This is a genomic window from Anabaena azotica SJ-1 (assembly GCF_047275885.1).
Classification (GTDB): Bacteria; Cyanobacteriota; Cyanobacteriia; order Cyanobacteriales; family Nostocaceae; genus Trichormus_B; species Trichormus_B azotica_A.
Genome location: NZ_CP178454.1, coordinates 3,447,816 through 3,464,069 on the forward strand (window position 1 = coordinate 3,447,816; position 16,254 = coordinate 3,464,069).

The 16,254-nt window shown below is 38.5% G+C and carries 11 protein-coding genes; 6 read left to right on the forward strand and 5 right to left on the reverse strand.

The window, feature by feature from the left end; genetic code table 11:
• Nucleotides 1-14: 14 nt before the first annotated feature.
• Nucleotides 15-974: an SGNH/GDSL hydrolase family protein gene (locus ACLLO5_RS15315; protein WP_413171370.1), complete on the reverse strand. Its 960-nt coding sequence runs from the start codon at nt 972-974 to the stop codon at nt 15-17.
• A gap of 141 nt (nt 975-1,115) precedes the next feature.
• On the opposite strand from ACLLO5_RS15315, the gene ACLLO5_RS15320 reads away from it, so the two are divergent.
• The 3 genes from ACLLO5_RS15320 (at nt 1,116) to ACLLO5_RS15330 (ending at nt 4,852) form a co-directional block, all read left to right on the forward strand.
• Nucleotides 1,116-1,340: a hypothetical protein gene (locus ACLLO5_RS15320; RefSeq protein WP_413176213.1), complete on the forward strand. Its 225-nt coding sequence runs from the start codon at nt 1,116-1,118 to the stop codon at nt 1,338-1,340.
• A 165-nt stretch (nt 1,341-1,505) separates the two neighbouring features.
• Nucleotides 1,506-4,379 (forward strand): glycerol-3-phosphate acyltransferase, encoded by a 2,874-nt coding sequence (locus ACLLO5_RS15325; protein WP_413171371.1) that lies wholly within the window; start codon nt 1,506-1,508, stop codon nt 4,377-4,379.
• Nucleotides 4,380-4,516: 137 nt separating this feature from the next.
• Nucleotides 4,517-4,852 carry a cupin domain-containing protein gene (locus ACLLO5_RS15330; RefSeq protein WP_413171372.1) on the forward strand — a complete coding sequence of 112 codons (336 nt, stop codon included), beginning with the start codon at nt 4,517-4,519 and terminating at the stop codon, nt 4,850-4,852.
• Nucleotides 4,853-5,620: 768 nt separating this feature from the next.
• Here the strand turns inward: ACLLO5_RS15330 and ACLLO5_RS15335 are convergent.
• A complete protein-coding gene (locus tag ACLLO5_RS15335; RefSeq protein ID WP_413171373.1) occupies nt 5,621-6,259 on the reverse strand; it encodes a transaldolase family protein in 639 nt (212 codons plus the stop codon).
• 213 nt (nt 6,260-6,472) lie between these two features.
• Between ACLLO5_RS15335 and ACLLO5_RS15340 the strand changes: the two genes are divergently transcribed.
• Nucleotides 6,473-8,158, forward strand: coding sequence for a potassium channel family protein (locus tag ACLLO5_RS15340; RefSeq protein ID WP_413171374.1), 1,686 nt, complete (start codon nt 6,473-6,475; stop codon nt 8,156-8,158).
• Between the two features lie 173 nt (nt 8,159-8,331).
• On the opposite strand, the gene ACLLO5_RS15345 is transcribed toward ACLLO5_RS15340, so the two are convergent.
• From ACLLO5_RS15345 to polA, 3 genes are all read right to left on the reverse strand, one after another.
• Nucleotides 8,332-9,294, reverse strand: a complete 963-nt coding sequence (locus tag ACLLO5_RS15345; RefSeq protein WP_413171375.1) for an alpha/beta hydrolase — start codon at nt 9,292-9,294, stop codon at nt 8,332-8,334.
• Nucleotides 9,295-9,367: 73 nt separating this feature from the next.
• Nucleotides 9,368-10,543 carry a diguanylate cyclase gene (locus tag ACLLO5_RS15350; RefSeq protein WP_413171376.1) on the reverse strand — a complete coding sequence of 392 codons (1,176 nt, stop codon included), beginning with the start codon at nt 10,541-10,543 and terminating at the stop codon, nt 9,368-9,370.
• Between the two features lie 233 nt (nt 10,544-10,776).
• Entirely contained in the window at nt 10,777-13,725 is a 2,949-nt protein-coding gene (gene polA, locus ACLLO5_RS15355; protein WP_413171377.1) for a DNA polymerase I, read from the reverse strand.
• A 368-nt stretch (nt 13,726-14,093) separates the two neighbouring features.
• Here polA and ACLLO5_RS15360 point away from each other — a divergent pair, with 368 nt between their 5' ends.
• Nucleotides 14,094-14,801 carry a choice-of-anchor E domain-containing protein gene (locus tag ACLLO5_RS15360; RefSeq protein ID WP_413171378.1) on the forward strand — a complete coding sequence of 236 codons (708 nt, stop codon included), beginning with the start codon at nt 14,094-14,096 and terminating at the stop codon, nt 14,799-14,801.
• Nucleotides 14,802-15,010: 209 nt separating this feature from the next.
• A complete protein-coding gene (locus tag ACLLO5_RS15365) occupies nt 15,011-15,850 on the forward strand; it encodes a Cof-type HAD-IIB family hydrolase (RefSeq protein ID WP_413171379.1) in 840 nt (279 codons plus the stop codon).
• Nucleotides 15,851-16,254 lie beyond the last annotated feature (404 nt).

A 16,254-nucleotide genomic window follows, 5' to 3' on the forward strand; every position in this document is an offset into this window, starting at 1 on the left:
TCTTGTTCTCTGCTTTAATTAGTTGTACTATTTTGCCCCAATCTTTCTAACAGTGATTTCTCAATTACATTAACAATAAACTGATTACCTTGTAAATTCAGATGAATGTGGTCATGATACAGGCTTTTTGGATTTTCATTTGCTTGGAATAGAGGTAAAAAATCTATGTAATTTATTTTTTTCTCGGTGACAAAATCTCGCAGACGTTGACGAGCGATAATTTCATAATCCCTTGTTCCATTTGGGTTTAATTCGCGTAGTAAGGGAGTCATGGCTACGATGAGTTGACTATTATTTGCTTGCGTTAAGGTTTGAATATTACCAATGGCTTCTAGGATTATACCCACGCGATCGCCTCCTTCTTGATACAAAGCTTCTAGTTCAGGAATTGGCTTTTGTTTAAAGGTATAACGCTGTAATACTTCCACAATTGCCAGCGGTGGTTTACGATCTGGATAATTCTTATCTCTTCCCACTGGTAAGGAAGTCGGTGCAGTTCCAAATAAATCGTCTGTATTAATTAATAAAACTATGATTTGAGATTGAAATGTGCCAAATTTGTGTAAATATGCTAATTCATTCCGGGGACTCCAGGAGTTAGCAGAAGCATTGAAAACTTCAACTTGCTGATAATTGCTAATGGAAGTTAGCGAATTCATTAACAACTGAGAAATTGTATTTTTTTGATCAGTCCACCAACCACCGTTAGCGATAGAATCACCTAATAGTAAAACTCTGAGCGTTCCTGGTGCAGGTATGGGGGTGATTTTTCCACTCCGCATGGAAAATTCATTAATTTCAATCCGACTCCCAAAGCGGTACGTTTGTTGATTTGGTGCTAATAAATAACCAACTTTTTCATCACCAATGTAAATGAGAGGATTACCAAAACCAAATAGCGATCGCAATCCTATTTCTATTGCTACAAACAACGCCACTAGTACCGCTAAAATTACCATCAGCAACACTTTCACTTGCAATACCTCGCAACATACAGTATTTAATTATACTAAAAATTCCGCTATTCCCTATTCCCTATTCCCTATTCCCTGTTCCCTGTTCCCTATTCCCTATTTTCATGAGAGAACGTTGCAAAGCTTAAAGAAAATCATAATGTGAATTTAACATCATTGACTGACAGAAGAACTACAATCAAGACTGACAGAGTGGTTAATGTAACAAAGGAGGCTTACAAAGGTATGTCCGACTTAAATCGCGGAATTATGAAATTTGAAGGTGCAGATTCACCAAAAGTAGTTACTGTTTCTACCGTATTACTTTTGGGGTCAATAGCAGCACTCATTTTGTGGGCGTTGCAATCTGCCTATGCGCTGGGGTAGAATCAGTTGATTTAGATAGGAGGACACTGGCAACAAGGATTTCCGTGTCTGCTTAGTGTCCATAAACCAGCCAATCAAACTATCAAAAAAATTTTGATCAAAATTTATATTTGCAATTGACAATTTTAGATAGAAGATAGGTCTAAAATTCACATTAAACAATAAATGTTTCATCTCTGGGGTTTATTAGTTATTTTAATTACTTGCCCACTCTTAGGGGCAATGCCGTTAATCGCTTGGATTACCTACGCTCTCAAGGGTAAGCGATTAGCACAAATAGGTACAGGTAATATTAGTGTCTCGGCTGCTTTTTATCACGGCGGCAAATTAGTGGGTATTTTGGCAGTGCTGTCGGAAGCTTTCAAAGGCATTGCGGCGGTGACAATTTCTCGTTTTTTCTTTCCCACGGGTTCATTTTGGGAATTGATTGCGCTGATTGCCTTAGTTATCGGTAGATATGCTTTAGGGAGAGGTGCAGGGACAACAAATGTCGTTTGGGGATTTTTGATGCATGATCCCCTCATTGCTGGCTTTGTCACTTTAGTAGCAGCCATTGGTTTGATGTTTGTGCGGTCTAGAGAGACTATCAAATTTGGGGTGTTGATTCTGCTTCCTGTGCTGGTAGCTGTCCTTTATTCCAATGATTTGCCCAGAATAGTGGCTGCATTTACCCTAGCAGGGTTAATTGGCTGGATTTATAAACAAATCCCTGATGACATGGACTTGCCAGTGCAAGAAGCTGAGGCGGAAACACAGCAGGTCATGGCATATTTAAATAATGGTGAGCAGGTAATTGTGACTCTGGATGAGGAATTAGAACCAGAAATATTTGGAGCCAAGTCCGCGACATTATCACAAATTAAACGCTGGGGTTATCCAGTTCCCAAAGGATGGATACTTGCACCTTTTGATGATCCTGTGGTTTTGATTGATTTTCTTCAACCATCTACACTTTCACCCTTGGTAGTGCGTTCTTCGGCGATTGGGGAGGACTCAGAACAAGCTTCTGCGGCTGGACAGTATGCAACTATTTTGAATGTGACGAGTAAAGAGGAATTAGAGGAAGCGATCGCACAAGTCCAAGCCTCCTATAATAATCCTGCTGCTGTTCAATATAGACGCGATCGCCAGGCCAAAGATGAAGCTATGGCGGTACTCATTCAACCACAAGTCCAAAGTGTTTTTTCTGGTGTGGCTTTCAGTCGTGATCCCATCGCCCAACAAGGTGATGCTGTAGTCATTGAAGCTGTTTCTGGTAGCGCATCACAAGTGGTTTCAGGAAAAGTTACCCCAGAACAATATCGGGTTTTTGTCGTGGGTGAAGACAAGCTATCTACTCTTAAATTTGAGGGAGAAGGAAAAATCCCCCAACCATTAATTAAGCAAGTAGCATACCTAGCCCGGAGACTGGAAAAACGTTATCACGGCATCCCTCAAGATGTAGAGTGGAGTTATGACGGACAAAATCTGTGGGTATTGCAAGCACGACCCATTACCACTTTATTACCCATCTGGACAAGAAAAATCGCCGCTGAAGTGATTCCTGGAGTGATTCATCCCCTAACTTGGTCAATTAATTTGCCCTTAACTTGTGGGATGTGGGGAGAAATTTTTACCATAGTATTAGGCGAACGCACCCGCGAATTAGACTTTAGTAAAATGGCAACTCTGCATTACTCTAGAGCCTATTTTAATGCTTCTTTCTTAGGTGAGATTTTTCTGGAAATGGGTTTACCACCCGAAAGTCTGGAGTTTTTAACCAGAGGTGCAAAAATGAGTAAACCACCTCTAGCTTCCACCTTGGAGAATTTGCCCGGACTGACGAAGTTGCTACAGCGAGAAATCAGTTTAGAAAATGAATTTAAACAAGATTACCGTCAGCGATTTATTCCTGGGTTGACAAGGTTAGCAAATGAATTAATTGAGGACTTATCACCAAACCAGTTATTAACCAGAGTTGACTTAGTTCTAGATTTGCTCAACCAAGCTACGTATTACAGTATTTTATCGCCCTTGAGTGCGGCAATTCGTCAAGCAGCCACAGGGGTAAAAGATGAGCAAATTGATCATAGTATTACACCAGAAGTTTCATCATTGCGATCGCTCAGTCTTTTAGCCGCAGATGCCAAAGAAATCTTACCAGACATAGACCCAGCCAGAGTTTTTGAACAATTGGCTCAAACTCCAGAAGGCGACAAAATTTTGTATGAATTTCAAGAAATTGTCGAAGATTACGGCTATTTAAGCGAGGTAGGAACAGATATCTCCGTTCCCAGATGGAAAGAACAGCCTCACATAGTCAAACAATTATTTATCCAGTTGATGCAAGGAAACGAACCTCTACATCTGGATGAATCAGCAAAACGCCAGCAAGGATTTGTCCAGAAGCGAGTGGATCTTAAAGGACGAGTCACAGAAATTTATTCTCGTCTGTTAGCTGAATTACGCTGGACTTTTTTAGCTTTAGAAAAGATTTGGTTACAAACAGGTATATTGCCACAAACCGGGGATATCTTCTTTTTAAAATTAGGTGAAGTGCGGCGTTTAGCAGCAGAAGCAGATCCAGTTTTGAGAAATCAACTTTCCCAAATAGTAGCAAACAGGCGATCGCAATTTAACCAAGACAGCCAGATTACTCAAATTCCCCCTCTGGTATATGGTTATAATCCTCCCCACCCCATCGAATCACCAATTGATACCGCTGACAATATCTTACTAGGCATTCCCGCCAGTCAAGGTCAAGCCACTGGACTAGTCAAAGTATTGAGAAATTTACAAGAAGTAGGTGACATTGATAAAGGCACAATTTTAGTCGTACCTTATACAGATTCAGGTTGGGCTCCCATCTTAGTCAGAGCCGGAGGCGTAATTGCAGAAGCAGGTGGTAAACTTTCACATGGTGCAATAGTCGCCCGTGAATACGGTATTCCCGCAGTCATGGATGTCCGTGGTGCAACCTATCTACTCCAAGATGGTCAACAAGTCAAAATTGACGGCTCAAAGGGTATTGTAGAACTCCAGGAATTTTTCACCTCATAACCTGCAAAAATTCAGTTATCAGTTGTCAGTTATCGGTTGTCAGGGGACAGAATGTTTGAGAAATTGGTTAATTCTCAAACAGGTATTTTTGGCGTTAGCCTGAAAAAGCTGAATGCTTACACCATTTTCTACAAATCATGATTACCAATTCTCTTCAAAACATACAGGAAGACTCAGTTTCCCATAATCCCGAAATCAAGAAAAAGGTAATGTTACGCTTTGGCGATTTACCTCATTTGACCAACTTTTCCCAAGCCTATTTTGCCCCTGGACAAATCGCCCCAGCACATTCCCATCAAGATATGTGTGAAGTATTCTTTGTAGAATCAGGTGCGGGGATAATTTGCATTAACAACCAAGAATATCCCCTTCTACCTGGAAGCTTCTACGCCATAGAAGTAGGCGACATTCACGAAATCGTTAATACAGGCGCAACAGAACTAATTCTTACCTACTTTGGGTTGCGGATTTGATATAGGACTCCTATTTGATTTTTACGAGGATATCAAGTCCGGGTAATCACTTGCGATGTAAGTTGTTGGTTAAAAATTGCTTTTTCCCCATTACCAATTACCAGCCCCAACAGATCAGTATTCCACCGGACATGATATGAAGTGCGATCGCCCGACAGAAATTTATCCCCAAAAAAAGAGAGTGGGAGGAGGCATTATCAAGCGCCATTCACTCCCACTCTACTATTTGCTGCTGAAGCGATTCAGGAATATACATATAACGCTAATCGTTAATTAGGGGGGGTAATTTACAGTTTAACGATAACGCCTCTACTCAATGGATATTCCTATTGCAGCAAACGCTCATTCTATTTATTTATTCGACAATCTTAACAAGATATAATTGTTAATTCGTTTAACTTTTTAACAACCTCTTTGCTTTCGTTTGTCTAATTTAATTTAACTTGCTTCATTAGAGGATGGTTGCCAAATTGGCATTTTTCTAAAATTTTTTGATTGTTCATTGCTAACATTTGACAACTTAGATTCCTGTTAATGCAACAGTTAAAATTTTTAGTGCATGGGAAAGAGACTGTGATTAAATCAATGGGGGGTGACACCCATCATCCGCATTAGGACTTGATTCCAGTGGCTTTTAACACACTTGATTTATAAGCTGAAAACTTACTTTCAACTAAGCTTACCATGCAACATCCATACTTTAGGTATGAGGGGTTTAACCCTTTATTAATCAACTAACAGTTTCCGCAAAGTTATGATCATGCTAATTCAAATATTTAAACCAACACCACCAGCAGCGAAATCAGCAACGGTTTGATGAGAAAGTTCGTGTGTGGCTATAGCTTGCAACATTGCTAAAGGTAAAGTGAGATGATCCGCACCTCCTTGGATAGATGCGGCTGCTTCTTCAGGTGATTTGATACTAGCAGCCAATATTTCCACACCACTACCTTTAAGAACGCTGGCCATATCTCGTACCAAAGCAATACCATCACCTAACAAGCGTGTAGCACGATTAACATAAGCTATAGCAATTTTTGCGCCGGCTTCCCTGGCCACTGCGGCTTGTGCGGGACTGTAAATACCAGTGACGGAACAGGTAATTTCCGGTGAAAGTGTGGCTACGACTTCAAACCCTAGCGGTGTAGCTGGAATTTTCAAGATGGTTTGAGAACCAAGAATTGCAAAAGCCTTCTTTCCTTCTGCGATCATGCTCTTTTTATCAGCGGACAGGAGTTGGTAGTAAACTGGGCCAGAAGTTAAAGCAACCAAAGTTTTTAAGGTGTTTTCGGGTGGGGTATCAGCCTGTGCTAACAAAGTAGGATTGGTGGTGATGCCTTTTACCCAACCCCAATGTTGAACAATTTCGGCTTCCGATGCGATCGCAGAATCCAGATAAAGCGCCATAAGAATGTTACAAACCCCTGATCAAATCACCCTAAAATTTTACAGGTATTAGGCAGTTTCTGGAGGATGAATGTAAAATCTCCGTGGCTTTATCCGAAGAGTGTCAAATCGTGTGTTCAGTTACAGTTCTATTTGCAGAAATCAGGCAACAATAGAGATTAATAACTGATATGCAGCTTTGTCTGTTTTGTCTGTAAATTATGCTGCTGTTTCATGAAACCTCGAATTATTGTTTGCGGCTTAGGACGTACCGGATATAAAATCTTTCGTCTGCTGAGACAACAGGGTGCTTTAGTTGTTGGTATTCATCGCAAACCCATTCCTGGAGAAGCTACAGGGGATGTAATTGTTGGTGAATTATGTGCAGCTTCTACCTTGCAAGCAGCAGGAATTGAAAAGGCTAATACTTTAGTAATTGCTGGTTCTGATGATGCGGTAAATTTGTCAATTATGATGCAAGCGCGAGTTCTGAATCCTCAGATTCGGATTATTAACCGCTTTTATAACACAAATTTGGGTGAACGTTTAGATCACACACTTATTGATCATTTAAGTATGAGTGTTGTTGGTTTGGCAGCACCAGTATTTACTTTTGCAGCTTTGGGAAATCAAGCAATCGGACAAATTAAATTATTTGATCAAACTTGGCCAATTCAGGAAGAATATATCCATGAAGATCATCCTTGGAGAGGTAAAAAAATCAGTGATTTGTGGGAAGATAAATCGCGGATGTTGATTTATTATCTCCCCGTATTTGGGAAGATGAATCTAGTAGCAGCCGTATTAGCAGAACAACGCTTAAAATTAGGCGATCGCTTAATTATTGGTACTCAACCCCGCATTAATCACACACGCAAATCATGGGGAAGAAAACTCTTCAAAATTTTCACCAGTATCCAGCAATTTCAGAAACACGCAAGGTCAGTCATTGTCATGGCAATGGCAGTATTAGTAATTATTTTAATCGCTACATTTACTTATGTCTCTACCAAATTAAACATCTCATTCGTTGATGCTTTATATTTTGCTGTTGGCATGATCACAGGTGCTGGTGGTAATGACAAAGTAGTAGAAAACGCACCCAACAGCATTAAATTATTTACAGTTTTCATGATGTTGGCCGGAGCAGTAGTCTTTGGTATTTGGTATGCTATGCTTACCGATTTTGTTTTAGGAACTCGTCTGAAACAATTTTGGGATGCTGCCAGAATTCCTCAACGTAATCATTATATTGTCTGTGGTTTAAGTGGTATTGGTATTAGAATAATTCAGCAACTACACACAAGTGGACATGAAGTAGTAGTAATTGAAACTGATCCTAATAATAGATTTGTCAACACTGCTAGAGGAATGAGTATTCCTGTCATTCTTGCAGATGCAAGTTTCCGCACAACTCTACAAACAAGTAATATAGATACCGCAGCCGCAGTTTTAGCAGTTACTAATAACGATGCTACTAACTTAGAAATTGCCCTCAAAGCCAAAGGTTTAACACCAAAAATTTCTGTTATTGTTCATTATGCTGACCCTGATTTTGCAGGCATGGCACAACAGGTATTTGATTTTGAAGCTGTATTAAGTCCAGCAGAATTAGCAGCACCAGCTTTTGCAGCCGCCGCCCTGGGAGGTAGAATTATTGGTAATGGCATTATTGCCGATAATCTATGGGTTGCTTTTGCAACTTTGATTACTCCTAATCATCCTTTTTGTGGTCAGTGGGTGAAAGATGTAGCCAGATATGCCGATTTTGTCCCTTTGTATGTAGAAACAAATCATCAAACTTTACATGGTTGGGATTTGTTGGACACTAATTTGAGCGCAGATGATATTTTGTATTTGACCATTCCTGCAAATCGTTTATATCAATTATGGCGCGAGGAACAGGAGATGGTCAGTTGATTAGGGTAAATAATTGGTGATTGGTGATTGGTAATGGGTAATTGGTAATTGGTAATTGGTAGTTTAAAATCTGACTCCTGACCTGACTCCTGACTCCTGACTCCTGACTCCTGACTCCTGACTCCTGACTCCTGACCTGACTCCTGACTCCTGACTCCTAAATTGTAAATTTTCTACCAATCCCCTAGCTGCGTACTCAAAAAATAACGCGCATGATCAACAAATGTCGGACCAAATTGCCTATTTCCATGACCTAATCCTGGAACCACATAACAATCACCATCAGGAAAAGATTGAGCGCAAGCTTGAGCATTTTTAACATTAACAATTGGGTCATTCGCACCTACCAAAAATCTCACCCGTCGCGGTAACTGCACTTGCTCAACATAAGTCATCGGGTTGCAAAATTGAGCATATTTATCAGGATATTTCAAATTATTAGCTAATTTCAGCATCTGCACCACAGGCTTTAATTGTGGTTGCATTTTTCCTAAAATCATTTCTGCTAAAGTTCCCACAGGTGAAGCAGCTAAATCTGTTAAAATTCCTCGTCCCCAACTATTAGCAAAAGTTGTAAGGTCAGCATGACCAATTGTACCTAATAATCTTTCTCCAATTCCATGAGCAGTAAAAGTATAAGAACTAAATAAAACCCCCATACTCACACCAAACAACCCCAAACGGTCACTAAGACCATATCTTTCACAACAAAATTGTTGAATTCTTGTAATATCTACCGCAGTCTGCTGAAATATTTTTGATAAAAGTTCTGTATTAAATGGAATACCCCGATCAACTAAAGGCTTAATTTCATTTTCTACCATCGCCGTAAATGTTCTTACCAAACTTCTTTCCCCCGCGAATGGAGTATCAAATAAAGCCACAGCAATACCCATCTGTGTTAACGTCGGGATAATAAAATTATTCCAGCGATAGGGCGCACACATCCCTTGTAAACCAATGATTAGAGGTGTATCCTTTACAGGTCGATGACTAGGAAGAAACACCGCTACAGGAAAACCACTTAGCCTTTCATCAATATCAGCTACACCAGTGAAAGCATAAGGTTCATGAAACCAGTATCTTTCCCCATTTACACCTTCAAAATCAATCAGATCAGCACCGTAGATAGGCATATTTAGCTATTTCATCACATACATTTGAATTTCTGTTCCTGATTGCAACTAAAGGTATGTTAATAAACCAAATTCAATTCTGTACCTGGTTCTTTGACTGGGTTTCCAATGCCTGAATTCTGACAATTTTATCACCCTCGTTCTTTTTTCTAGCTCGTTTTTGTTGGTACATCAATTCATCTGCCAAAGTAATTAAATGATCTAAAGACATTGGTTGACTATAATCATAATTCACTACCCCTATACTCATTGACACATTAAATGGCTTATTTTCAGACTTATTATACTCATCAATAGAAGATTGTAGTCGCGCGATCATCACCTCTAAACTGGGGTCTTTACCTTGCAGTAACACCACAAATTCATCACCACCCAATCTACCCAAAGTATCAGAACTACGAAAAGTTTGTTTAATTAAGTTTGCAGAAGCCACAATAGCAGCATCACCCATTTCATGACCTAATTGATCATTGATTTGTTTGAGTCCATCTAAATCAATAAACATTAAACAGGTAGGAATTTGAGAGCGTTCGGCTAATTTTAACTGTTGTTCTGCAAGTACAAAAAAACCTCGTCGATTGTATAAACCTGTCAGTTCGTCAGTTAAAGAAAGACGGCGTACTTCTGCTTCTGCGGCTTTTCGTTCTTCAATTTCTTTTTCTAAAGCAATAGTCCGGTCTTTGACTCGCTGTTCTAACTCTGAATAAACTTCTACATTTTCCATTGCTACAGATGTAACATCTGCCAATGCTTGCAACACCTTTACTTCTTCCAAAGTAGGTTCATGATGAGTTGCCCAGTAAGTGCCAATAGCCCCTATAGGTTCTTGAATGCGAATAGGAGCCATCACCATACTTTTGATAAATGTAGGTTTATAGGCAACATGGGGAACGCGCTCATCAACACTTACATCTTCAATAATCGCGGGTTGACGGTTAAACATCGCCCAACCACCAATACAAATATTCATAGGAAATCTTTGACCTTTCCAAAGTGGAGCGATCGCATCCTCATCAGCATAGTAACAGCAACCGTTGTCCCTAAGTACAAAACTTGCTCCATCTGACCCTGTCAAATCCCGTGCAGCTACCCGCACAATTTCCATAATTCTTTCTAAACTACGGGCAAGGGAAAGGTCTTGAACTACTAATAATAAACGTTCCATTGCCTGTAAGTATTGCCTAGTCGCATTACTTTCTGTTTCAAACCTGATTTGGCAATACAATGGTGAAGAAAGATTTGTTTTCATATACACCCCAATTATTTTCAACAAACAAGTCTAGGGGTGATATAGTAGCCAGTTGATGTTAAAAAAACTATTTGTGTGAAAAAAAATTCAAAAATGATAGATTAACAAACTGCTTCTTTAATTGCTACTTGCTCACCTACATCCATCATCTCAGTTGAGGGTAATTTATTATAATTTTCTTAACAATATGTATTTTTTATTGTTATTTTCATTTTCTTACATACTCTGCTCTATTACTTCGTCTCCATCCAATTATCACCCGCACGCACATCCACCACTAAAGGTACACTTAAACTCACAGCATTTTCCATCACTGACTTAATTTGTAATTGCAATTCTTCCCATTCTTGAGGAGGAACTTCAAACACTAATTCATCGTGAACTTGCAACAACAACCGCGCTTGATATTTCTTCAAAACTTCATGTAATTGCACCATGGCGATTTTAATAATATCCGCACTCGAACCTTGAATTGGTGCATTTGCAGCAGAACGAAGTAACCCCGCATCATAAGCACCCAAATTCTTTAACTTACTCAAATCAATATCTTCTAAATTTCTGCCTTTTAACTCCTTTAAGCTTTTACTAGTAAAATCCAAATAACGCCTTCTTCCCAAAATAGTTTCTACATATCCTTGAGAAATAGCTTCTTTTTTTACTTTTTCCAAATATGCAAATACTTGGGGATATCGTTCATTAAATCGCTTAATAAATTCATTAGCATTTGCTTTATCTACACCTGTAGAACGTGCAAACTTCAGCGAACCCATACCATAAATAACACCAAAATTAATTGTTTTGGCAAAACGTCTTTCTTCTGATGTCACTTCACCTTTTTCAAATACCAATTTAGCTGTGACAGTGTGAATATCTTCATTTTGTTGATATGCTTTTACCAGCACAGGTTCTTGACTCAAATGCGCCAAAATTCTTAACTCAATTTGAGAATAATCAGCAGCTACCATCAACCATCCAGATTCTGGTAAAAACGCTTTTCTAATTTGTCTACTAAAAGCAGTACGAATAGGAATATTTTGCAAATTCGGATTAGAAGAAGATAACCTCCCTGTAGAAGTTGCAGTTTGGTTAAAATCAGTATGTAACCTTTGACTTTGGGGATGAACCAACGCTGGTAACGCATCTACATAAGTAGATTTTAATTTTGATAAAGTCCGATATTCAATAATTGCATCAACAAAGCCAGTATTATCAACTTCTTGGAGTTTTTCTAAAGTCGCAGCATCTGTAGAATAACCAGTTTGAATTTTGCGGGAATATTTGGTACTTAAACCGAGTTTATCAAACAAAATATAACTCAATTGCTTGGGAGAACCTAAATTGAATTTCTCACCAGCAATCTCAGTTGCTTGTATTTCTAATTTAGCTAATTCAGATTCCAATTGCTGAGATAATTCTTGCAGATAACTAGAATTAATTCTCACCCCTGTATATTCCATTTCCGCTAACACTGCTTCTAGCGGTTGCTCTACTTCCACCAATAATTTAGCTAAATCTGGTGTTTTGTTCAACTCACCACGCAATTTATCAACTAATTGAAATGTGGCATAAACTTGAGTACCACAATAATATGCTACTGTATCAATTCCAATATCAGCAATAGTTTTTGGGGGTTCTTTTCTACCTGTTTTGGTAACAATATCATTATATTCAGTTAGTTGTAATCCCAAATGTCTTAAAGATAAATCACTTAAATTATGGGTAGTATCGGGATTGATTAAATAACTTGCTAACATGGGATCAAATACTACCCCTGCTAAATCAATTCCCTGACATTTAAAAATTAATCTATCAAATTTGGCATTTTGAAAAGTTTTGGGATAATTAGCATTTTCCAAAATTGGACGTAATGCTGATACTACTAAATCTAATTGCAAATTATGCCCTATTTTATGCCCAACAGGAATATAAGCAACTTCATTAGATCCCGTTCCCCAACAACAGCCAATTCCTACTAAAGCTGCATCTCTTGGTTCTAATGCGGTGGTTTCTGTATCCCAAGCAACAGGTTTTTCTGGGTTGGTGCAGTTTTCCAGAATAGCAATTAATTCTTGTAATTTATCTTCAGTGTTAATAATACGTATCTGAATTGATGAATCTGGTCTTTTTTCTGTATTAGCTGTATCTTCTGCACTAAAGAACCATAAATCATCTTCTTCTTGAGTGGTATTGATTTCTTCTACTTTTGTTTCTAGAACCTGCCCACCGAATTTTTGTTGTAGTTCGTTGATTTGGTCTAAAAATTTCTTAAATTCTAATTTTTCTAAGATGGGAATTAACTGTTCAGTTTCAAAACCTGTTAATTGACAATCCTCTAAATTAACTTCTAAAGGTACATCCACAACTATCTGTGCTAAATAGCGAGAATGTAAAGCATCTTCTTTACCTGCAATCAATTTTTCCTGTGTTGAACCTGTAATTTCGTCTAATTTTGCATAGATTTCATCAAGGGAATTATAAATATTTAGCAGTTTTACTGCTGTTTTTTCCCCTATTCCTCTAACTCCAGGAATATTATCTGATTTATCACCACAAAGAGCTTTAAAATCAACAATTTGTGTAGGTAATACGCCTATTTTTTCTTTAACTTGTTCTGCTTGAAATTCACTGATACTATTTGCAGAACGCTTCAATGCTTCTGGACTAAAATTTAAAACTGTAATACCCTTATCTGCATCAATAAGTTGAAATAAATCCCGATCACCAGAAAGAATCTTGACCCGATAACCAGCCGCAGATGCTTTTTGTGCTAGAGTTCCCAAAACATCATCTGCTTCATAACCTGGTGCTGTAAAAATCGGTAAGTTTAAACCTCTCAATAACTCATTCAGATTTTCTAAATCGGGAATAAAATCTTCTGGTGTTTCTAAACGATCCGCTTTATAAGTATCATCAGCTTCATGACGAAAAGTTGGCAATCCTAAATCAAAAGCTACAGCTATTGCTTGCGGCTGTTGAGTGGTCATTACCTCTAATAAGCACTTAATAAAGCCAAAACAAACACTAGTAGGAATACCAGCTTTTGTCCTTAGTCCTCCGTTTTTACCTTTAGCAAAAGCAAAGTAGGAACGAAAAGCTAGAGAATGTCCATCTACGAGAATAAACGTAGGATTATTTGTAATGGTAGAGTGAGGAGTCAAATGGCTAACAGAATTTTGAGACATTACCTTATGATAGCTAGTATTTTTTCTGATGTAGATATTACTTAAATAAAATATAGGAGTCCGGTTTGGTTTATGATAGCGCAGCTTGGCGTAAGCAGCAGGTAAGAGGCAAGAGGTGAAAGGGTTTTAGAATATTTAGGTGTACGTATTTTTGTATGGCTACGCCAAACAAGCTATCAATAATCAAATAGGATGGCTATGGATGTTGGAATATATTGGATATACCTAAGTAATATTTTAATATCTATAAGAATCATCAACATCAAAAATTTAGAATTAATTACGTATATTTACTAAAGCAGCAAACGTAATATTTAGGTTAGATATTTAGTTAGTAACAGCAATTTTTTTTACACAGCAATCTATCCATGAACTCTAAATTTTTCACTACTTTAGCAGCTGTTGGCACCTTAGCTGGAATTGTGGCAACTGCTGGAACTGCTAATGCAGCTTCTATTAGCTATACTGCTTCTTCTGGAGATTTTTCTTTAACCAATTTCACTAAAACACTGAGTTTGCAGAAATTCGATGCTTCTCTGGGAACATTGAATAGTGTCACCTTGGATATTGTTGGTTACATCAATGGAAGTGCCAGATTTGAAAGCTTGGATGCTTCTCCATCTGCAATCACAGCAAATATTGGTGCAATACTCAATTTAACTCAGGACGGTACAAACTTATTTTCCATCACACCCAGTAATTCTAAATCCTACAATGCAACGGCTTTTGACAATGTAATTGATTTTAGCGGCACTTCTGGGAGCAATCTTGATAACATTCTAGATGAAGAAGTTGCTACTCGGACTTTAACCAATAACCTACAAGCATTTATTGGTTCTGGCAATGTAGACTTTTTACTGTCGGCCATAGCTCAATCAAGTGTCACAGGATCGGGTAACATTATTTCTCAAATTGGTACACTTGCGAAAGGACAACTTAAAGTTACATATAACTACAATGCTCCCACTTCGACTCAAGTACCTGAACCCTCGACTTTACTGGGATTTGGTCTAATTGCTGGTTTTGGTTTGTTGTCACAAACAAAAAAAAGCCGATTCAACATCTCAAAGTCATAGATTTCTGTAATTGAGAGATTTGTTACCCTCTAATCCAATTTTTTAGGATTGAACAGTCTACGGTGTGAATATATTTAGTTATTTTTTATCGTATCTACCAGGATGCGATAAATTGCTATTTTTAGGGAAAATATTTTCTACCTAAAATACTCTCTATTCTGTGCCACAGACTGTTAATCTTTTACTGGGACTTTGATTCTAGGGAACTTATGCATAAAGCATCTGCTGTTGCAAATGATATCAAGCTATTAGTTTTAGATATAGATGGTACGATCGCAGGACATGACAATCAAGTAAGTGAAACTGTCAAGCAAGCCATTCATGCAGCACAAGCCAGGGGCATTCAAGTTGCCATAGCCACGGGTAGAATGTATTGTTCAGCTTTGCGATTCCATCAAGAAATTAATTCTACTCTACCATTGGTAGCCTATCAAGGGGCTTGGATTCAAGACCCAAGTAACCAAAAGATTCATCGTCATTTGGCTGTTTCCAGGGAAATTGCCCAGCAATTACTAGACTATTTTGAACAACCTGAATTACTTTCTCTACTGTCTATCCATTTTTACATCAATGACCAGCTTTATGTGCGGGAAATCACCACGGAAACAGAAAATTATGCCCAACGCTGCGGTGTTACTCCCATAGCTGTTGGTGATTTACGTCAAATCTTAAGTAAGGAACCCACAAAGGTTTTAGCTTTGTGTGATGACGCGAATTTAATTCAAACACTTTTGAGTAATTTACGTCTTCAATACACACCAGCAGAATTATATATGACAACTTCTGTTGCTACCTTCTTGGAAGCAACGAATCCTGTTGTGAACAAAGGAAGTGCTGTCCGTTATCTAGCAGAAGAATTGCTGGGATTAGACAGTAATAACGTCATGACTATTGGTGATAACTTCAATGATGTAGAAATGCTGGAGTATGCAGGTACTGGTATAGCTATGGGTAGCGCCCCAGAATCAGTACAAGCTATATCTGATTGGGTAGCTCCGAGTGTAGAAAATGATGGAGTTGCGATCGCAATTGAAAAATTTTTGCTCTAAACATCAGAAAGGACACCGACGACTGGCCGTGTTTCGTCTCGGTGTCCTTGCTGGTTCGCTCCTCACACACCAGTTAATATAGCCTAGTAGATTCATCGCGTCAATAGGATTTTATATTTTGGATTTACCGACTTATCCTCATGTCTAAAGCCAGGGGCTTGCATCTCGTTTTTTGGTCATAGGAAATGGGAGCATCCTAAATGTGTAAGTTTATTTTTTGCTTGAGGTCAAGACATGAAATGAACGAACCACGTTCGCGGAGCGTCCCGTTAGGGATAGAAGCGAAGGACACGTTCGCGTAGCGTGCCGAAGGCATAGGTAAGAAGAAAGAAGAGAGTTTTCAGATACTTATTCTACATTTTTGCAAAATTGGGATGCTCACTAGGAAATAGAGCTTCCTTCAG